Below are 20,663 nucleotides of genomic sequence, written 5' to 3'. Positions count from 1 at the left end.
TCGATCTGGCAGAAATCACAGCGCCGGGTGCATTCGGACCCGCCGATCAGGAACGTCGCTTCCTTGTCTTCCCAGCACTCGAAAATGTTCGGGCAGCCGGCCTCTTCACAGACCGTGTGCAGGCCTTCCTTCTTCACCAGGTTCTTCAACCCAACGAACTCCGGCCCCATCTGGACCTTGGCCTTGATCCACTCGGGCTTGCGTTCAACCGGGACAGCCGAGTTACGCTGCTCAACACGCAGCAACTTACGGCCTTCAGGTGCCAGGGTCATGGGTTTACTTCCTTGTTGGTTGTCTCATTTTGTCTGTTGCCAAGCCCGCTATGCGCCCTTCAAAGGCGTTCAATCGCGCAAAGCAGGCCCCACAACGCAGGTAAGTGTCAGCATTCGACGACGTTCACGGCCAGGCCGCCCATCGCGGTTTCCTTGTACTTGGAGGACATGTCCTTACCGGTTTCGCGCATGGTCACGATCACCTCATCCAGCGACACCCGGTGCGTCCCGTCACCCCAGAGCGCCATCTTCGCCGCGTTGATCGCCTTCGCCGCCGCGATCGCGTTCCGCTCAATACACGGAATCTGCACCAACCCTCCGATCGGATCACACGTCAACCCCAGGTTGTGCTCCATCGCGATCTCCGCCGCGTTCTCCACCTGCCCCGGCGTACCACCCATCACCTCGGCCAACCCGGCAGCAGCCATCGACGACGCCGAACCCACCTCGCCCTGGCAGCCCACCTCAGCACCGGAAATGGACGCCTGCTCCTTATACAACACACCCACAGCACCCGCGGCGAGCAGGAACTTCACCACCACATCGTCCTTGTCGGCCTGGGACGCCTTGTCCATGCCCGGGGCATAATTCAACGCGTAATACAACACCGCCGGAATGATCCCCGCCGCACCGTTCGTCGGCGCCGTGACCACCCGCCCGCCCGTAGCGTTCTCCTCATTAACAGCCAACGCGATCAGGTTCACCCACTCCTGCCAATACTTCGGATCGTTGCGGTCCTTGTCTTCCTTCAACAACCGCTCCAACCAGTCAGGAGCACGACGACGGACCTTCAACCCCCCGGGCAACACACCCTCACGCTTCAACGACGTCTCAACACACGCCTCCATCACTTGCCAGATATGCAAAAGACCCTCCCGGATCTCCTCCTCAGACCGTGACGCACGTTCGTTGATGAACATGATGTCGCTGATCCCCAGGCCCTTGGAGGAGCACCGGCCCAGCAACTCAGCAGCCGTCCGGAACGGCAACGGCAACTCCGCCTTCGTCTCCTCCAACTCCGCCCGCGCCGCGTCTTCCTCGCCCTCCCGGACGATGAACCCGCCACCAACCGAGAAGAACGTCGCCTCCCGCAGCACGTTCCCCCCGGCATCCGCCACGGCAAACTTCATCCCGTTCGTATGCCGCGGCAACACCGTCAACGGATGCAGGATCATATCCTCCACCGCGTACTCGAGAAGCTGGCTCCCAGCCAGATTGAGCTTCCCGGTTTCCGCAATCGAGCCCAACCGCTCCTCCACTTGGTCGGGCAGGATCTCCTCGGGGTCGAAGCCCTCAAGCCCGAGCAAGACCGCGGTGAACGTGCCGTGTCCCTTACCCGTCGCAGCCAACGACCCATACAAGTCAACCCGCAACGAGGCGACTGACCCAAGGACGCCGGACTCGAGCAGCTCGCGGGCAAACACCGCCCCAGCCCGCATCGGCCCCACAGTGTGCGAACTCGACGGGCCGATACCCACAGTGAACAGATCAAAGACCCCAACGGCCATGGTGATTTCCTTACTCAGTAAAACTTCAACTAATCCGCTCCGCCCCCAATGCCAGAGCGGACGCTCACTCCGGTCCGGCCCCCCGTTTCGGGGGGGCCAAGACATTCCCCCAAACCAACCCTGCCTCTACGGAACACCCTCGGTAGCTGGATCCATTCACAAACAAACGAACCCCCGACCCCCCGGTCCAAATCCGTGCAACCCGACCGCTGCCCCTTTGGGGCCGACATCCGGAAGCGGGCGTCCAAGGGAGCATCGCATCCGCTCAGCGGGTGCATATGCGACCGAGCCCGCGGAGGAAGCCGGCCCCGACGGGCGAACCCGACCGGACGGCGAACCGAACACGACGGCGAACCGAACCCGACGGGCGAACCGGACCCGACGGGCGACTTACGAGAGGTTCGAAACACCCGGGTACAGCGGATGCGCCTTAGCCAGCACATCAACCCGGTGCCGCAACCCGGAAAGGTCCGCATCGGCCTCTGCAATCAACACTTCGGCGATAATGTCCGCAACTTCGCGGAAGGCCGCTTCCCCGAATCCGCGCGTAGCAAGGGCAGGGGTGCCGATGCGCAGGCCGGAGGTGACCATGGGCGGGCGCGGGTCGAATGGGACGGCGTTGCGGTTAACGGTGATGTCGATCGCGGCAAGACGGTCTTCTGCTTGCTGGCCGTCGAGTTCGCAGTTGCGCAGGTCGACGAGGACCAGGTGCACGTCCGTGCCGCCTGAGACGACTGTGATCCCCTTTTCGGCAACGTCCGGCTGGACCAGGCGTTCGGCAAGAATCCGCGCACCAGCGAGGACGCGTTCCTGGCGTTCCCGGAACTCCTCGGAAGCTGCGATCTTGAAGGCGACAGCCTTGCCGGCGATCACATGCTCCAGCGGTCCGCCTTGCTGCCCCGGGAACACAGCCGAGTTGATCTTTTTGGCGATGTCGGCGTCGTTGGAGAGGATGATGCCGCCACGTGGACCGGCGAGGGTCTTGTGCGTGGTGGATGTGGTGACGTGGGCGTGCGGCACCGGCGACGGGTGCAGGCCAGCCGCAACCAGTCCGGCGAAGTGCGCCATGTCCACCATCAGGTAGGCGCCCACGGAGTCAGCGATCCTTCGGAACTCGGCGAAGTCCAACTGTCGCGCATATGCGGACCAGCCAGCAACGATCAGGGCCGGCTTGTGTTCCTGGGCGAGGCGCTCCACTTCGGCCATGTCCACGGTGTGGGTGTCCTCGCGGACGCCGTAGGGGACCACGTTGTAGAGCTTGCCGGAGAAGTTGATCCGCATGCCGTGGGTGAGATGGCCGCCGTGGGCCAGGTTCAGGCCCATGATGGTGTCGCCCGGCTTGATCAGCGCGTGCATCACCGACGCGTTGGCCTGCGCACCGGAGTGTGGCTGGACGTTCGCAAATTCGGCGCCGAACAGTGACTTGATGCGGTCAATCGCGAGCTGCTCGATCACGTCGACGTGCTCGCAACCACCATAGTACCGCTTGCCCGGGTAGCCTTCGGCGTACTTGTTGGTCAGCACGGAGCCTTGGGCCTGCATCACGGCAACCGCTGTGTGGTTCTCTGAAGCGATCATTTCCAGGCCGTCGCGCTGGCGGCCCAGTTCGTCGTCGATCTTTGCGGCGATCTCAGGATCGAGGTCACCCAGCTGCGCATCCAACGACGCCGACACGACCTGCTCGAATTCGGCTGTGCTGGTGCCTGCGGCGGCGGGGTTCACAGTTCGCCACCGTTCGTTGCAGCGTATTCCTCAGCCGTCATGAGCGGTCCTTCTTCCGTGGCGGCCACCTTGAACAGCCAGCCGGCACCATAGGGATCGTTGTTGATCAGGGCAGGATCATCGACAACGGCGTCGTTAATCTCGGTCACCTCGCCCGTCACAGGCGAGTACAGGTCGGACACGGACTTCGTGGACTCAACTTCACCGCAGGTCTCCCCCGCAGTAACCGTGGAGCCAACCTCGGGGAGGTCCACATACACAATGTCGCCCAAGGCATCCGCAGCAACCGCAGAGATCCCGATCCCCACAGGGCCGGCCCCATCCGAAGCAACCCATTCATGCTCGGCCGAATACTTCAGCTCGGCAACTACTTTGCTCATTCCAATTCCTAACTTCTCGTGTGTTTTGAAAACTGTTGTGTCGCACATCGTGGCTGGGTCGTGTGGCGGGGAACCCGCCTTTCAGCAGGTCGCCTCGGTCTACTGGTCCCGGGCGCAAGGTGAGCCGCGCGGTACCTGTGGGAATGACATCCGGAAGCGGGCGTCCAAGGGACCATCGCGTCCGCCCAGCGGGCGCTTCTGCGACCGAGCCCGCGGAGGATGTCACTCCCACCGGGACCTACTTTTGGCGCTTGTAGAACGGCAGGGCTACCACTTCGAACGGCTCGGACTTTCCTCGCAGGTCGACGTCAACCAGGGTGCCTGGCGCTGAATGTTCGACGTCGACATACGCCAGGGCGATCGGGTAACCGAGCGTCGGGCTCGGCTGGCCGGAGGTGACTTCGCCGATGAGTGAGCCGTCCTTGAGGACCGAGTAGTGGGCGCGGGCTGCGCGGCGGCCTGCACCTTTGAGGCCGACGAGCTTTTGGCCAATGGTCGATCCGACGCCGGCAGCCTTGATGGCAGTCAGCGCTTCCTTGCCACTGAAGTCGCTTTCCTTGGCCAGGGAAACCACCGGGCCAAGGCCTGCGGCGTAGGCGTTGACGTAGCGGGAGAGTTCGTTGCCGTAGAGCGGCATCCCGGCTTCGAGGCGTAGGGAATCACGCGCTGCAAGGCCCGCGGGAATAAGGCCGTGGCCCTCGCCGACCTCGAGGAGTGCTTCCCAAAGGCCAGCTGCGTCAAGGTTGGGGATGTAGATCTCGAAGCCGTCTTCGCCGGTGTAGCCGGTGCGTGCAAGCAAAAGATCTTGCCCGTTAATGGAGACTTCAACGGCCGCGTAGTACTTCAGTTCGGTCACGAGGGCGTGCTGCTCAGCGGGAACCAAGGTCAGCAGAATGGCTTCCGCGTTCGGACCCTGCACTGCAATCAGCGACGTCTCGGCGGAGGCGTCGTCAACCACGACGTCGAAGCCCGCCGCGCGCTCCAGCAATGCCGCCGCGACTACCTTGGCGTTGCCCGCGTTGGGGACCACGAGGTACTGATCCACGCCTTCTTCGGGAGCTGGGCGGCGGTAGGAGATGAGGTCGTCGATGATGCCGCCGTCAGCGTTGCAGATCAGCGAGTACTTGGCCTTGCCCACGGCGACCGCAGACAACTTGCCCACCAGCGCGAAGTCCAGGAACGCTGCTGCGTCCGGACCGCTGACCCAGACTTCGCCCATGTGGGAGAGGTCGAACAAGCCAGCGGACTGACGGACTGCGTGGTGCTCAGCAAGCTCGGACTCGTATTTGAGGGGCATCTGCCAGCCGCCGAAATCCGTGAAGGACGCGCCGGCCTTTTTGTGCTGCTCGTAAAGAGCGGTGTAGTTCTCAGTCATTTGCAGGACCGTCCTTTAGTTTTCGAAGTCTGCAGTGGTGTCCTCGAACGCTTCGAGGGGCGGGCAGGAGCACACCAGGTTGCGGTCGCCGGCAGCGCCGTCGACCCTGCCAACAGGCGGGAAGTACTTGTCCTGCTTCAGGTGGTGGACAGGAAACGCTGCCTGCTCACGCGTGTAGTCGCGGTCCCAAGCAGAACTCACGACGGCGGCAGCCGTGTGCGGCGCGTTGCGCAGCGGCGACTTTTCAACAGTGAAATCGCCGGCGGCCACCTGCTCGATTTCGGCGCGGATGGTGATCATGGCCTCAATGAAGCGGTCGATCTCAGCCAGGTCCTCGGACTCGGTCGGCTCCACCATCAAAGTGCCCGCAACGGGGAACGCAAGGGTGGGAGCGTGGAAACCGAAGTCGATCAGGCGCTTGGCCACGTCCTCAGCGGTGACGCCCGTGCGGGCAGTCAGCTCGCGGAGGTCCAGGATGCACTCGTGGGCTACGAGTCCGCCCTCGCCCGTGTAAAGGACTGGGAAGTGCTCATCCAAGCGGGAGGCGACGTAGTTGGCCGCGAGCAGCGCAGACTTGGTGGCTTCGGTGAGGCCTTGGCCGCCCATCAGCTTCACGTATGCCCAGGAAATCGGGAGCACGCCGGCGGAGCCGTAGCGGGATGCAGAGATGGCCACGCCACCTTCAGATGAAACGTTGTTCGCATCACTGGGCATGAAAGGTGCCAGGTGGGCCTTGGCCGCAACCGGACCAACACCGGGTCCGCCACCACCGTGCGGGATGCAGAACGTCTTGTGCAGGTTCAGGTGCGATACGTCGCCGCCGAACTTGCCCGGCTGGGCGAGCCCAACGAGTGCGTTGAGGTTTGCACCGTCAACGTATACCTGTCCGCCGGCAGCGTGAATCGAGTCGCAAACCTCCCGGACGTCGGCGTCGTACACGCCGTGGGTGGACGGGTACGTGATCATGATGCAGGACAGTACATCCTTGTTGGCCTCGATCTTGGCTGCCAGATCGGCGTGATCGATGGTGCCATCAGGAGCCGTGGCCACTACAACAACTTTCATGCCGGCGAGCACAGCCGAGGCTGCGTTGGTGCCGTGCGCAGAAGCAGGAATCAGGCACACGTTGCGCTGGTCATCGCCGCGGGACAGGTGGTAACCGCGGATCGCCAGGAGCCCCGCGAGCTCACCCTGCGAACCGGCGTTCGGCTGGATGGAGACCTGATCGTAGCCGGTGATCTCGGTGAGGTCGGCTTCCAGTCCTTCAATGAGCTCGCGCCAGCCAGCGGTCTGGTGATCGGGAGCCAACGGGTGGATCGAGGCGAACTCAGGCCAGGAAATTGCTTCCATCTCGGCCGTGGCGTTCAGCTTCATGGTGCAGGATCCCAGCGGGATCATGGTGCGGTCCAAGGCGAGATCCCGGTCGGACAGCTTGCGGATATAGCGCAACAGCTGCGTCTCGGAACGGTGCGTGTTGAACACCGGGTGCTGGAGGAAATCACTGGTGCGGAGCACATCAGACGGCAGCTCAAACCCTGAAGCGTCCTTCACCGGGCCGGCACCAAAGGCGACGGCTACCGCGGAGAGGACATCCGGCGTCGTGGTTTCATCGAGGGAAACGCCAACCGTGTCAGCGTCGATGCGCCGCAGGTTGATACCGCGGGCTTCGGCAGCGGAGATGACTTTGTCGGCCTTGCCTGGTACGCGGACAGTGAGGGTGTCGAAGAAGGATTCGGACACGAGTTCACGGCCAGCGGTCTTGAGGGCGGTGGCCAGCGTGCGGGCGTGCCCGTGGACGGTTTCGGCGATCGCCTTCAGGCCTTCCGGACCGTGGTAAACCGCGTACATCGAGGCCACTATGGCGAGCAACGCCTGGGCCGTGCAGATGTTGGACGTGGCCTTCTCGCGGCGGATGTGCTGCTCGCGTGTCTGGAGCGCGAGTCGGTACGCGGGGACACCGGCGTTGTCCTTGGAGACGCCCACGATGCGGCCCGGAAGCGTCCGCTCCATGCCTTCGCGGACGGCCATGTACGCAGCGTGGGGGCCGCCGAAGAACAGCGGAACACCAAAGCGCTGCGCAGTTCCGACGGCGATGTCGGCACCTTGTTCGCCCGGGGGCGTGATGAGGGTGAGCGCCAAAAGGTCGGCAGCGACAGTCACCAGCGCACCGCGTTCCTTCGCGTCGGCGATCACGGTGGAGTGATCGAATACGCGGCCGGAAACGCCGGGCTGCTGCAGGACGATGCCGTTGATGTCGCCGTCGGGAAGGCCCGCCGAAAGGTCGGCAATCTCCACTTCGAAGCCCAGCGCTTCGGCGCGGCCTTTCACGATCGCGATGGTCTGCGGGAGGAGGTCGGCGTCGAGGACGGTCTTCCCGTCCTTGGCAGTTTTGGACTTGTTGGCGCGGCGCATGAGCAGTACAGCCTCGGCAACAGCCGTTGCTTCATCCAGCAGCGAAGCGTTGGCTACCGGCAGCCCCGTGAGGTCCTGGACCATGGTCTGGAAGTTCAGGAGCGCTTCGAGGCGGCCCTGCGAAATCTCTGGCTGGTAAGGCGTGTACGCCGTGTACCAGGCCGGAGCTTCCAGGATGTTGCGGCGGATAACCGGCGGCGTGACGGTGTCGTAGTAGCCCTGGCCGATCAGCTGGATGGCGGTCTTGTTCTTGGACGCGAGCTTCCGTAGCTCTGCGAGGACCTGCACCTCAGTGAGGGCGTCCTGCAACTTCAGGGCGGTGTCCTGGCGGATGGAATCGGGGACCGCAACATCTACCAGGCCGTCTACGGAGTCGTAGCCGATTGCCTTGAGCATGGTGTCAACGTCGGCCTGGCGCCGGGCGCCGATGTGCCGGTCCGCGAAAGCGGTGGGGGTTGATTGAACAGTCAAGAGGAACTCCATGATTCAGGCGCCCTATGTGCGCCACGATGATGTGGGTTCCTCCCCGCTCTGTATTGGACCTGAGAGATTCCGCAGGAATGGTTGCCTGCTTGCACCGTCGGTGAGCCCAGTTACCTGGACTGCTTTCCAGAGTTGCCTCGCCGTGGCGGTACGTGGGCCTGAGAGATTCCTGGGGAGGATTTGCTCCTACGGCGCCTGACTGGATGTACCGGCAGGACTCTCCCGCCACAGATCAAAAGCATTGCGTCACCTCAGTGACACGGTTCACACCATAGCCGGTTATCTGGAAAAAGCGCAAGCAAGGGATACCTACCGATGCATTGCCTCGTGGATCTGGAGTGCGAACCACAACTGGGCAACCGTCGAGGTTTCACCCATGTCCAGCCCCGTCAATTCGCCGATTTTCCGGATCCTGTAGATGATGGTTTGCCGGTGCGCGAACAGGGCAGCGGCAGTCTTTTGCCACGAACGCTGCGAGTCCAAATAGGTCCTCAGCGTGACGAGGAGATCACCTTCCTGGCTCTGCTCGTAATCGAAAATCGGCCCCAGGAGACGCCTGACCAGCGCAGTTCCTTCCTCGAAACCTGTCAGCCCGAGCCACGACGGTCCCTGCGCATATCGGGCCAGGCCAAGCTTGTTCGCCCGGGCCGATCCGAGCGCCCAGAGGGACTCCTGCAGCGCGCGCTGAATGCCGGCCACTGCCGCCGGAGCGCTGATTCCGATCGCTGCATCCGCCCCGGCACAATGAACCAGGACGTCGTCCGGCACATCAGCGGGGACCACCACGTGCAGCCGGCTGTTCCGCTTCAACGAAGCCGACGCAACCCCGTGCCGCCACAGTTCGATGTGCACGTTGGCCAGCCTGTCGCCGTCGTTCGCTGCTTGGGCCGGCCCCGCAACCGGCCCCGCTGAAATGACCGCATCCGCTGCCATGGAGGCGAGCAGGAATTCCTGTGGCGGAACCCCAAAAGTTGCCAGCCTGCTCTCCATCTCGGCCGCGCCCAAGCGCCCATCCATGGCCTGCAGCAGGAACTCGCCAGCCAGCCGGTGGCGGCCTTCCAGAGACAGGACGATGCGCGAGAGCTGCAGTCCCAGCACGGTTGCCGCGTGCAGGAGTACGACGGCGTCCGGGTGCGGTTCGCTGTTGGGCAGCACCACGAGGAGCGCGTTGGCGTGGGTCGGGATGTCCATGGTCAGCACGTGCCGGCCCCTGATCCGGTGCCACTGGAAATTCTTGCCCGCCAAGGACACCTGCCCGGAAAGCGGAGCCCATTCATTCGCGAGGAACTCCGGGAGCCGCTGTCCCTCGGGGTGCCAGGGATGGAGGCAGCGGCGATCCACCACGAACAGTTCCGCGTCCAGTTCGGCGGCAAGCCGTTGGACCAGGCTCTGCCAATGGTCCTCGGAGGCTCCGGCCGTGCGGAGAAGGTCGTAGACCCTGGCTGTTTGCCGCAAACGCCGGGACTCTTCGAGCAGGGAAGATTCGGCAACCGAGCGGGCGATCGCGATGAACGGCAGCGGGTACGGGATGTTGATCAGCGGCAACGGCAGCCGGTCGCAGGCATCAAGGAATTCCTGCGTCAGCGGGGGTGCGTGCATCTTCTCGCCGATCGCCAAGGCGCTTGCCCCACTGTCCATGAGTGCCTCTGCGAGCGCCACTTGTCCTGCGGCATCGGCGGGAATCGACAGCCCATTGGTCATCATGAGCTCGCCGCCGGTAACCCATTCCCACAGCCGGGGCAGGTCTGAAGTGTGAGCCCAAGTGATCCGATTGTCGCGGCCAGCTTCACCGGCAAGGAGGGTGAGCCCCAGTTGGGGTTCCGCCACGAGCTCGGCGACGGTGATTGCCATCGGATGGGGTCCTGACTCTATGATTCCGGGGGCCGTTTGGAGCTGTTTAGACATTCGTCTAAGCGCCTCGGCCATTTGTAGTCAATGTACCGCTATTCGCCGTGACCCGCGTCACGAAGAATGGAATTACTTACTTCCCGCTCAATGGCGAGCACCCCTCACACTAAGGATCCGTCAATGACAATCCACAAGCCCATCGGCCCTGTCGACGCAACCAAAGTCCCCCGGTATGCCGGCCTCGGCACCTTCGCCCGCCTCCCCCAAATCGACCGGGTTCCGGACTACGACATTGCGATAGTCGGTGTCCCGTTCGACGGCGGAACCTCCTTCCGGCCTGGCGCCCGTTTCGGTCCTGCCGCGGTTCGCGAGGCCTCGCGCCTCCTGCGCCCGGGCTACCACCCGGAGCTCGACGTCGAACCCGTTTACGAAGCCCAGGTTGTGGACGCGGGCGACATCGCCTGCACTCCCTACGACATCACCCGGGCGGTCCGTGAGATCGAGGAGCAGGCGTTGCCCCTGATCAGTGAGGACAAGCTGCTGATCTCAATCGGTGGCGACCACACCATTGCCTTGCCCATGCTGCGGGCGCTGAACAAGGTCCATGGTCCAGTCGCGTTGCTCCACTTCGACGCCCATCTGGACACGTGGGACACCTACTTTGACCAGCCCGTCACCCACGGAACCATCTTCAGGCGGGCCTTCGAGGAGGGCCTGCTTGTGGAGGATAAGTCAATGCACGTAGGCATCCGAGGCCCGGTGTATGACCGCAATGACTTCCTCAGGGACCATGAGTTCGGATTCCAGATTATCCGCTGCTCAGACCTGGATGTTATCGGCGTCCCGGCTGCAATCCAGCAGGTGAAGGACAGGCTCGGCGACACCCCTGTCTACGTCTCCATCGACATCGACGTCCTCGATCCCGCGTTCGCACCCGGCACCGGGACTCCGGAGATGGGCGGACTCCACTCCCGTGAACTCCTGGCCCTGCTCCGCGGCCTGAACGGCATCAACATTGTGGGCGCCGACGTCGTGGAGGTCGCTCCGGCCTACGACCATGCGGACATCACAACCGTCGCCGCCGCCACTCTCGTCTTCGACCTTCTCGGCCTGATGGTGAACCGCAGCAAAGCCACCGGCCCTGCTGTCCGTGAACTGGCTTCGACCTCCCGGAGTGCATCATGAACGCGCCCTTGGCCGCACACGAAGTTCCGCGCCTCGAGGACAAAACCATCCAACCGATCCCGTTGAACGAGCGTCACGGCAAGGCGCGCGACCTCTTCACCATCTGGTTCGGCTCCAACATCATGATCATGACCATCGTGACCGGCGGACTTGCCACCACGGTGTTCGGCCTGGGTTTCGTGCCGGCGCTGGTGGGCATCATCATCGGCAACGTCGTGGGCGGCGTCTTCATGGCGCTGCACTCGGCCCAAGGCCCGCAGCTGGGCGTGGCGCAGATGATCCAGACCCGCGGCCAGTTCGGCTCCTTCGGCGCCCTGTTGATCGTGGTCATCGTGGTCATCATGTACGTCGGGTTCTTCGCTGCAAACCTCGTCTTTGGTGGAGAAGCGATGGCCGCCGTCAGCCCCGGCATCAGCGTGGATGCCGGCATCATCATCATCGGCGTGATCAGCGTTATTGCCACGATTTTCGGCTACCGGCTCATTCACGCCTATGCCCGCATCCTTAGTGTTGCAGCGGGCCTGGCGTTGTTGCTCGCCTTCATCTGGATCCTGGTGGTCCACGGCCTTCCCGCCAGCTTCCTTGCGGAGGGCAATTTCAACTGGGTTGGCTTCATGGGGACCATCTCCGTCTCGGCCCTGTGGCAGTTGGCCTACGCGCCCTACGTCTCCGATTACTCCCGCTACATGCCGCAGGGCACGGGCTCAGCACCGGCGTTCTGGGCTTCATACTCTGGCTGCGTCCTGGGAACGTTGTTCCCCATGATCCTGGGCGCCTTGGTGGGCACCCTCGCCATGACCATGAGCGCCGACAACGTTGAAATCGTAGGCAGCCTGGGTGCGTTGCTGCAGCCGTGGACCCTGATCATCGTGGGTGTCTTCTGCCTGGGTGTCGCGGCCTCGAACGCCATGAACCTCTACTGCGGCGTCCTGTGCACGCTGACCATTGGCCAAACGTTCAAGCCTTCCTGGTTGCCACGCGCCAAGACCCGCAGCATCGCGGCGCTCATCCTTTTCGTCGTCGCTGTCTCCATTGCCTTGTTCGCCCGGGACAACTTCATCCTCTTCTACACAAACTTCCTCTCCTTCCTGATGTACGTCCTGGTCCCCTGGACGGCCATCAACTTGGTGGACTACTACCTTCTGCGGCACGGCGACTACCGGGTTGAAGACTTCTTCAAGCGCGACGGCGGCGTGTACGGGCGGTTCAATTGGGTCGCCATCGGCTCCTACCTCGCAGGCGCCCTGATCCAGGTTCCCTTCTCGGCAACCGCAATCTACACCGGCCCCCTGGCCGCCGCGTTGGGCGGTGTGGACATCTCCTGGATCGTCGGCCTGGTGGTGGTTGCTCCCCTCTACTACTTCGCGGCCCGCGTGTTCCGGAAAAAGACGGAAGTCGCCCCCCTTCCAGCCCCTGCACTCGCAAACTGACCTCATCTGAAAGCGAATTGTCATGACCCTCACAGACACTGCCCACCCGGAAACCGTCCGGTTCACCGTTCGACGCACCACCTCTGACCACGCTGGCAGCCTGCAACTGCCTTTGCCTCCGGCAGGGCACTTCATCAACGGATCGTTCGTCCCGGGCTCCACTGGTGAGCTGATCGACGTCGTGGATCCCACCACCGAGCAGATCATCGCCTCAGTGCAGGCGGGCACGGCGGATGATGTCGACGCCGCTGTACAGGCCGCCGTCGTCGCCCAAAAGTCCTGGGGTGCCACTACCCCCAAAGAGCGCGCGGACGTCCTGAACCTGATCGCCAACATCGTTGAAGAGAACCGGCAAGCGTTCGAGCTCATCGAGTCCGCCAATACCGGCAAGCCGCAAGCGGTGGCCGAGGACGATGTCACCAGCACCATCGATACGTTCCGCTTCATGGCCGGCGCCTCCCGCACCCTGACGTCCATGGCCGGCGGCGACTACGCCACTGACCACACCTCCGTGATCCTCCGTGAACCCGTGGGCGTGGTGGGTGTGATCACCCCCTGGAACTACCCACTGCTGATGGCTGCTTGGAAGGTCGCGCCGATTCTGGCTGCCGGCAACAGCATCGTCCTTAAGCCGTCCGAGCAAACCCCGTTGTCCACGCTGAAGCTGGCCGAACTCCTGGCCGGACGTATCCCCGACGGCATCCTGAATGTCGTCACTGGCCAGGGACGGACCGTTGGGCAGCGCCTTTCAGAGCACCCCGACATCGCCCTCGTTGCCTTGACCGGCAGCGTCGTAAGCGGTCAGGCAGTCGCTGAAACTGCGGCCAAGTCCGTCAAGCGCGTCCACCTGGAACTTGGCGGCAAAGCGCCGGTTGTTGTCTTCCCCGACGCCGATCTCCGGGCCGCCGCAGCTGGGGTCCGCAATGCAGGATTCTGGAACGCCGGCCAGGACTGTGGTGCTGCCTGCCGCGTGCTGGTGCACGAGTCCGTGGCCGAAGAGTTCACCCAGCATCTGGTGCGCGAAGTCAGCACGCTGATAGTTGGCGCTCCCGAAGCCGGCGACGACGTGGAAATCGGCCCCATGATTTCCCGGCCCCACTTTGAACGCGTCAAGGAATCCTTGGCCGAAGCGCGCGAGGCGGGACTCCACGTGGCCATTGGTGGTTCGGCACTGGAAGGACCCGGCTACTTCATCGAGCCAACAGTCATCTCCAACGTTCCCGCCGGAGCCCACATCGCCACCCACGAGATCTTCGGCCCCGTGGTCACCGTGGAGACCTTCAGCACCACCGAAGAAGCCGTGACCCGCGCGAACGAGAGCCCCTATGGCTTGTCAGCCTCCGTATGGACGCGCGATTCAAGCCTTTCCCTCCGGATTCCCAAGCAACTGGACTTCGGCACGGTCTGGGTCAATGCACACCTTGTCCTGGCGTGCGAGGTACCGTGGGGCGGATTCAAGGGATCCGGCTACGGCCGCGACCTCTCGCTCTACGCCCTGGACGATTACTCGCGCACCAAGCACGTGATGATCAACCACGGCGCATGAGCATCCAGACAAGCAACGGAGCTTTCACCATGACCACCAACGTTTCCCGCCCTGCCTCTCTGCCAGGTGCCGCCACGCCTTCAGCCCCCTTCGGGACGGACGTGACCTGGACCAACTGGGGCGGAAACCAGAGCGCGACGCCCGCCTTTACGGTTCGGCCCAGGAATGAACAAGAAGCGCTCGACGCCGTCCGTTTCGCCATCTGCGAAGGGTTGCCTGTGCGGGCGGTCGGTTCAGGCCATTCGTCCTCACCTCTGGTTCAGACCGGCGGAGTGCTGATGGACATGTCCGGGCTCTCGGCCATCACGGGAACAGATCGGGTGGCCCGCCGCGCCAGGGCCCTCGCCGGAACCACGATCAACGCCTTCGGCGATGCCTTGTGGGAGCAGGGGCTGGCTTTGGGGAACCAGGGTGACATCGACAAGCAGCAGATCGCCGGCGCCTTGGCCACCAGCACGCACGGCTCAGGCAAGAACCTGGGCAGTTTTTCCTCCAACCTTCGCTGGGTGAAGTTGATCAACGGCTACGGTGAGATCGTGGAAATCGGGGAGGGCCAACTCCGCGAACTCCGGGCTGCACAGGTTGCGTTGGGCACGCTGGGGATCTTCCTGGAAGTGGAGTTGGCTGTTGAGGACAGTTACTACCTCCAGGAGCAGATCACCTATCCCACCTGGGCGGAAACCGCTTCGACGTGGCAGGACGATATCGATTCCAACAGGCACTACTCCTTCCTTTGGTGCCCGGAGGACGATTCCTGCGAGCTTCTGGACCTCCCCGGTTCACCGGACCACGCCATGGGCGGCCGGAGCTACACCAAGCGGTACAACATTGTGAACGTCCAGGACGAACGGGAGCTTTCCGCGGTTGAAGGCGCCCGACTGGATCGCTCCTACCGGATCTACCCGGGCGGCTTCACTACCCAGTTCCACGAGCTCGAGTACTTCGTCCGCAGCGAAGATGGCTTGGTGGCTGTTGAGGCCATCCAAGACCTGATCCGCACCAAATATCCCGAGCAGAAGTACCCGGTGGAGGTCCGCTGGGTGAAGTCCGACGACGCCTACATGTCCCAGTTCCAAGGGCGCGACAGCACTGTCATCACCCTGACAACCGAGCCCGGAACCGACTACTGGCAGTTCTTCCGGGACGCCGACGCCGTGCTGCAGGAGTTCGAGCCCCGCGCACACTGGGGAAAGATCCACTTCATGACCCGTGGCCGCCTTGAGCGCCTCTACCCGGAGTTGGACACCTTCATCCAGGTCCGCCGCGAATTCGACCCCCGGGGCATGTTCCTCAACGACCACACCAGGGCCCTGCTCGCCTAGACACAACACAAAAGCTGGTCAGGATGTGAGAGAACATTCTCGAAAACAGGCCACGATGTGAGAGAACATCGAACAATCCCGATGTTCTCTCACATCCACACCCCCTCCCGGCATCCCGCTCTCACATCCACACCCCCTGGCGGCATCCCTCTCTCACATCCACACCCCCTCCCGGCATCCCTCTCTCACATCCCCTTGACACCGTTTTGAAACCTCGGAGTGGTAGTTTGATCTCTGCTTGAGCCAGACACCGCACCCAATCGGAGGACATTTCCATGCTTAAGGGTTTCAAGGACTTCATACTTCGCGGCAACGTGATCGAACTGGCTATTGCCGTCGTCATCGGCAGTGCGTTTACTGCACTCGTCGCCGCTTTCACCACCAACATCATCAACCCCGTCATCGCGGCTGCAGGCGGCGTGAACGCTGACGGCCTGGGCTTCCGAATCTGGCAGGACAACCCCGCTACGTTCATCAACTTTGGTGCCGTGCTCACTGCATTGGTAACCTTCGTGATCACCGCCGGAGTGGTCTACTTCATCTTCGTAGCGCCCATGAACAAGATCAATTCACTGGTCAAGGATCGCCTCTCCACCGAGGAACCCGAAGAAGAGCCGCTGCCGGCTGACACCGCCCTTCTGGCCGAAATCCGCGACCTTCTTAAGGAAGCTGCCGCCCACCGCAGTACCGAGCGGGATTCTGACCTCGATTCGGATTCCATCCGCTAGGACAAACTCCCCAGGGCACGTCTTCCCAGTTACACAGCTGAGCCCGGCATTCTCCGTACGAGAACGCCGGGCTTTCGCATGTCCCCAGAACGTGACGCGGAGGCAACCGTCCCGAAACAGGCGCGGGGCAGCATGAAACCATGAAGCCCAAAACGAGCTCTCCCGTTACTGCGGATCTCCGGTGCGATGTCTGCGGACAGTTGCCCGAACCGCCCAAGGCCCGGCTCACCCTGGCCAACATCGCGGTGATGCTTCCCATTGAATTGCTGGTTCACGCGGCAGTTGTGGAAACCCATCTCCCCTATGTGGCCAAGGTGCTGCTGCTGACCGTGACTGCCACAGTGCTGGTTATCTGGGTGGCTGAGCCGTCGGCCGCCAAGGTCCTCCGGCGATGGCTGCATGCTCCGGCCCTCCGCCAGCGGCACAAGCTGCACGCGGCCCCGGCTTTGTGGCGTGCCCGGGTCTTGCTGCGGGACCAGCCCGGTTCCCTGCAGAAAATCACTCAGTCCCTGGCCAAGCTGGAGACGAATATCCTCAGCATTCACGTTCACCCGATGGACGGCCCGGGCCGCGAGGGCCCGGACCGCCAGGCGACCGAAGTCGCCCAAGTAGTGATGGATGAGTTCGTCCTCTCCGCCCCCGGCGAGGTCACAGAACATGAACTGCTGAAAGCGCTCGACGACGGCGGCGGGCGTGAGTCCCACGTGTGGCCTACCACCGCACTAGCCATGGCCGATGGCCAAACCAAGGCGCTGAGTCTCGCCACCCGTATTGCCGGGAACCTGGATGAGCTCCCTCATGCGGTCGCCGAACTGTTGTCCGCGAAAGTAGTCCCCAACGATCCGGAGAACCTGGCACCCGGGACGAGTACCGGCGTCGGGCGTTCAACGGACATTCTCAAGATTCCGACTGCATGGCACGGTCCTCTGGTCTTCTCCCGTCCAGGCGAGCCATTCACCCCAGCCGAGTCGGCCCGCGCACACAGGCTGGCTGAACTGGCGGAGATTTTGGCATACAGTCCGAGTGAAGCCCCACCGCCGGCATACCAGCGCTGATCAGCACTCCTTCCCAGTTACCGCTTCGAAAGCCCGCAATTTCCCAGGAAATGGCGGGTTTTCGCGTGTCTACGTAGGAGTAACCGGGAAGGAGCGTACGCAGCCATCCCACCCGGTCACATTTCGTTTTCAAATTGGGTATACCAAAACTCTTGACAGTGCCGCCCGTCACACCTAACTTAGATTTTGGGATCCCAAAGCGGGATCCCAAATAGACCCGCTACCGGCTGCGGCCCCTGCCACCAAAAGGGCAGGGATCGCAACAGTTGCCGCCGGCACGGATCCAGTCGAAGCGATATCACGCCCGGCTCATCCCCCCAAAGACAAATCCCAAAGACATTCCACCCCCTGTTGACTCCTCTGAAGGAGAAGTTGTGTCTCCCCAAAACACCCAACTGGCAACCCAGGAAAACCAGGAAAACGAGCCCAAATCCGGCAAGGACGGCGTGCAGCGACGCACGAACGTCCGCTGGAAGCTCTTCATCCTGCTCCTGGTCCTGGTCGCCGTGAATTACATCGACCGCGGTTCAATATCCGTTGCCCTCCCCATCATCCAGAAGGAATTCAACCTCCCGCCCGAGCTTGTGGGGCTTCTGTTGTCGGCGTTCTTCTGGACCTATGCCCTGATGCAAATCCCCGTGGGGTTGTTGATCGACAAGTTCGGCCCACGCAAAGTGGTCACCGCTTCCTGCATTGGCTGGGGCGCCGCGACTGCCGCTTCGGGTTTCGCCGGCGGATTCCTCAGCATGTTCATCGCCCGCCTGGGCATTGGCGTGACGGAGGCGGGCGTCATGCCTGCCGGCGGCAAGCTCAACGCCATCTGGATGCACAAAAAGGAACGCGGCCGCGGCGCCACCATCCTCGACGCCGGAGCTCCCTTGGGCGCTGGCCTGGGCGGCATCCTCATCACCTGGCTGATCGCCTCCACGGGCAGCTGGCGGATGTCCTTCATCATCGCTGGCGCCCTCACGATTCTCATGGGCTTGGCGGTCTGGTGGTACATCCGCGATAACCCCCGCCAGCACAAGGGCGTCAACAATGCAGAAGCCGATTACATCGAGGCTTCCCACGCTGAGGACGACGCCGAGGCCGCCAAGGAAGGCGCACAGGGCAAGCGCGCCCTCCTGCCATACCTGAAGTTCCGTTCCTTCTGGGCAATGTGCTTCGGCTGGCTTGGCTTCAACGGCGTGTTCTACGGCCTGCTCACCTGGGGACCGCTTTACCTGGCTCAAGCCAAGGGCTTTGATCTGAAGACCATCGGCTGGTCCACGTTCGTGATCTTCGGCGCCGGGTTCGTCGGCGAAATCCTCGGTGGCATCATCGCGGACAAGTGGCGGGCATCCGGTGCCTCCGCCAACCGGGTCATGCGCACCCTCCTGGGTATCTCCAGCGTCGTAGTGGTGGGCGGCCTCGTAGGTGTCACGGTCGTCGCAGACCCCATCACCGCCGTCGTGCTTCTCTCGGTAGTCCTGTTCTTCCTGCGCTGGGTTGGCCTGTTCTGGTCCATCCCGTCCATCCTGGGCGGCCGCACGAATGCGGGCGTACTCGGCGGGGCCATGAACTTCAGCGGCAACATCGCCGGATTCGTCACCCCGATTGTGGTAGGCCTGATTGTCGGGGCAACCGGCTCTTACACCTGGGCGCTGCTGTACTTTGTTGGATCCGCGGTGATCATGGGCATCTCCGTCCTGGTCTTGGATTACAACAAGCGACTCCCGGTCTAACTCGCCTGACCGGGCCGGCCGGACGGTCCTGAACCGCCGGATGGCCGGAAGCCCGCTTGGTCGCCGGGCGCACTGCCTCACACATCACGAAATGGAGCTGGAAATGCTAGCCGCAGAAGACACGAACATCACTGATCGCCCCCTCCGGGAGTCAGTGCGTGACACGCTCCGTTCCAGGATTTTTGAGGGGCATTATGCGCCCGGCACCAGGCTGGTGGAGCGCGACCTCGCCGCCGAATTCAACGTTTCCCGCTTGCCCATCCGCGAAGCACTCCGGATGCTGAGGCAGGAAGGACTTATCCGGGACCGCGCCGGCCGTGGTTCGGAAGTCAGCGGCCTGAGCCCCAAGGATGTGGAGGACCTCTTCGACGTCCGTCAATCCTTGGAAGTCCTCGCCTGCCGGCTCGCCGCCAAGCGGGCCACCACCGAGAACCTTGACCACCTCGCCGGCCTGCTGGATGAGGCCGACCGCTGCCTGGCCAAGGGCTCCATCCTGGAAGCCCACCGCGCCAACAGCGATTTCCACGATGCCATCACGGCGATCGCCAACAACGATTTTCTCCGCTCCGCGCTGGAACCACTCCAGGGACGCATGCACTGGCTGTTCCGCCACGTCAGCGATCTCCCCGAACTCATCCAGGAACACCGCGACCTCTACGGTGCCATCGCCAGTGGCGACCCTGACCGGGCCGCTATCCAGTCGGCGTCGCACATCGGCAAGTACCGCGAGCAGTTCCCGGAGGATTCCAGCCACACCGAGCCCAAACTGCAACGGAAGAAACCATGAGACTCCTGGTCATCAACCCCAACATCAGCGACGACGTCACAGCCCTGATCGAGGCTGAGGCCTTGCGCTCGGCGGGGCCGGACACCGAATTGATTGTTCGGACAGCCGGGCACGGCGTCGAATATATCGAAACCCGCTTCGAGTCGCTTATCGCCGCCGGCGCGGTGGCTGAGCTGATCGCCGAATACACGCACGACGGCGGCGCCGGCCTTGGGCGCGACGGCGCCAGCCTTACGCTCGAGGGCGGCCCGGCCGCTGTGGACGGCATCGTTGTGGCTGCTTTCGGTGATCCCGGAATGCCTGCGCTGAAGGAACTCGTTGACGTACCGGTCATCGGCATCACCGAGGCGGCACTGTGCGCTGCAGCATTGCAGGGCCACCGTTTCTCGATCATCGCCATTTCGGACCGGATCCAGGCCTGGTACCTGGACTGCGTGGAACGCTTCGGTTTTGCCGGCCGTCTCGCTTCCATACGCTCCATTAACCAAAGCCTGAACTCCATAGGGTCGGTGCAGGCAGACTTCAAGGAAACCCTGCTGGCACTCAGCCGACAGGCCGTCACTGAGGACGGCGCCGACGTCGTGATCCTTGCCGGTGCGCCGCTCGCAGGGCTCGCCCGCGAGCTCGAAGGACACATCCCCGCGCCCGTGGTGGACGGCATTTCTGCCGGCATCCGCATGACGGAGGCCGTGGTCGCGTTGAAGTCCGGGGCTCACCGTGGCGGCTCGTTCGCGGCGCCACCGGTCAAGCGGCGGCAGGGCCTTTCGGAAAACCTCGACGCCGCCCTGACCGCCGCGCAGTCCGCGGCCCAGTCCGCGCACCTCCCCTCCGCACCGGTTCCGGCAACATCCGCGCTGCCGTCCCGCTAGAACTTCCAAGAAGTCCC

15 protein-coding genes, 1 pseudogene and 1 riboswitch are annotated in these 20,663 nt (G+C 63.1%); of the genes and pseudogenes, 9 read left to right on the top strand and 7 right to left on the bottom strand.

Annotation, left to right across the window (positions count from 1 at the left end; translation table 11 throughout):
• From ABIE18_RS13855 to ABIE18_RS13825, 7 genes and pseudogenes are all read right to left on the bottom strand, one after another.
• Nucleotides 1–272 (bottom strand): annotated as a pseudogene (locus ABIE18_RS13855) (lipoyl synthase); the annotation flags it as partial.
• Between the two features lie 107 nt (nt 273–379).
• Complete coding sequence (locus tag ABIE18_RS13850) at nt 380–1,780, bottom strand: L-serine ammonia-lyase (protein ID WP_499723328.1); 1,401 nt, start codon at nt 1,778–1,780, stop codon at nt 380–382.
• 390 nt (nt 1,781–2,170) lie between these two features.
• Nucleotides 2,171–3,502, bottom strand: coding sequence for a serine hydroxymethyltransferase (gene glyA / locus ABIE18_RS13845; protein ID WP_499723327.1), 1,332 nt, complete (start codon nt 3,500–3,502; stop codon nt 2,171–2,173).
• Complete coding sequence (gene gcvH, locus ABIE18_RS13840) at nt 3,499–3,882, bottom strand: glycine cleavage system protein GcvH (RefSeq protein ID WP_377654965.1); 384 nt, start codon at nt 3,880–3,882, stop codon at nt 3,499–3,501. The genes glyA and gcvH overlap by 4 nt, the downstream gene beginning before the upstream one ends.
• Before the next feature lie 238 nt (nt 3,883–4,120).
• Nucleotides 4,121–5,257: a glycine cleavage system aminomethyltransferase GcvT gene (gcvT, locus tag ABIE18_RS13835; protein ID WP_499723326.1), complete on the bottom strand. Its 1,137-nt coding sequence runs from the start codon at nt 5,255–5,257 to the stop codon at nt 4,121–4,123.
• A gap of 15 nt (nt 5,258–5,272) precedes the next feature.
• On the bottom strand, nt 5,273–8,140 hold the full coding sequence (gene gcvP / locus ABIE18_RS13830; protein WP_499723325.1) for an aminomethyl-transferring glycine dehydrogenase: 2,868 nt from the start codon (nt 8,138–8,140) through the stop codon (nt 5,273–5,275).
• Between the two features lie 148 nt (nt 8,141–8,288).
• Nucleotides 8,289–8,387, bottom strand: a riboswitch (glycine riboswitch).
• 74 nt (nt 8,388–8,461) lie between these two features.
• Nucleotides 8,462–10,003 carry a PucR family transcriptional regulator gene (locus ABIE18_RS13825; protein WP_499723324.1) on the bottom strand — a complete coding sequence of 514 codons (1,542 nt, stop codon included), beginning with the start codon at nt 10,001–10,003 and terminating at the stop codon, nt 8,462–8,464.
• Nucleotides 10,004–10,180: 177 nt separating this feature from the next.
• Between ABIE18_RS13825 and speB the strand changes: the two genes are divergently transcribed.
• The 9 genes from speB to ABIE18_RS13780 all read left to right on the top strand — a co-directional run bounded on the left by speB (nt 10,181) and on the right by ABIE18_RS13780 (nt 20,646).
• Nucleotides 10,181–11,185, top strand: coding sequence for an agmatinase (gene speB, locus ABIE18_RS13820; RefSeq protein ID WP_499723323.1), 1,005 nt, complete (start codon nt 10,181–10,183; stop codon nt 11,183–11,185).
• A complete protein-coding gene (locus ABIE18_RS13815) occupies nt 11,182–12,615 on the top strand; it encodes a purine-cytosine permease family protein (protein WP_499723322.1) in 1,434 nt (477 codons plus the stop codon). The genes speB and ABIE18_RS13815 overlap by 4 nt, the downstream gene beginning before the upstream one ends.
• Nucleotides 12,616–12,637: 22 nt before the next feature.
• Entirely contained in the window at nt 12,638–14,161 is a 1,524-nt protein-coding gene (locus ABIE18_RS13810) for an aminobutyraldehyde dehydrogenase (protein ID WP_499723321.1), read from the top strand.
• A complete protein-coding gene (locus tag ABIE18_RS13805; RefSeq protein WP_499723320.1) occupies nt 14,158–15,483 on the top strand; it encodes a D-arabinono-1,4-lactone oxidase in 1,326 nt (441 codons plus the stop codon). Before ABIE18_RS13810 ends, ABIE18_RS13805 begins: the two co-directional genes overlap by 4 nt.
• 275 nt (nt 15,484–15,758) lie before the next feature.
• The gene (gene mscL / locus ABIE18_RS13800) at nt 15,759–16,211 is read left to right on the top strand and encodes a large conductance mechanosensitive channel protein MscL (RefSeq protein WP_499723319.1); all 453 of its coding nucleotides are present in this window, start codon (nt 15,759–15,761) and stop codon (nt 16,209–16,211) included.
• 140 nt (nt 16,212–16,351) lie between these two features.
• Complete coding sequence (locus tag ABIE18_RS13795; RefSeq protein ID WP_499723318.1) at nt 16,352–17,266, top strand: amino acid-binding protein; 915 nt, start codon at nt 16,352–16,354, stop codon at nt 17,264–17,266.
• 374 nt (nt 17,267–17,640) lie between these two features.
• Entirely contained in the window at nt 17,641–18,990 is a 1,350-nt protein-coding gene (locus ABIE18_RS13790) for an MFS transporter (RefSeq protein ID WP_499723317.1), read from the top strand.
• Nucleotides 18,991–19,093: 103 nt separating this feature from the next.
• Nucleotides 19,094–19,777: a GntR family transcriptional regulator gene (locus tag ABIE18_RS13785; RefSeq protein WP_499723316.1), complete on the top strand. Its 684-nt coding sequence runs from the start codon at nt 19,094–19,096 to the stop codon at nt 19,775–19,777.
• The gene (locus ABIE18_RS13780) at nt 19,774–20,646 is read left to right on the top strand and encodes an aspartate/glutamate racemase family protein (RefSeq protein WP_499723315.1); all 873 of its coding nucleotides are present in this window, start codon (nt 19,774–19,776) and stop codon (nt 20,644–20,646) included. The genes ABIE18_RS13785 and ABIE18_RS13780 overlap by 4 nt, the downstream gene beginning before the upstream one ends.
• The last annotated feature ends 17 nt before the right edge of the window (nt 20,647–20,663 follow it).

Source organism: Arthrobacter sp. 2762 (assembly GCF_040548745.1).
GTDB lineage: Bacteria > Actinomycetota > Actinomycetes > Actinomycetales > Micrococcaceae > Arthrobacter.
This window is presented reverse-complemented; position numbering and strand designations above follow the sequence as displayed.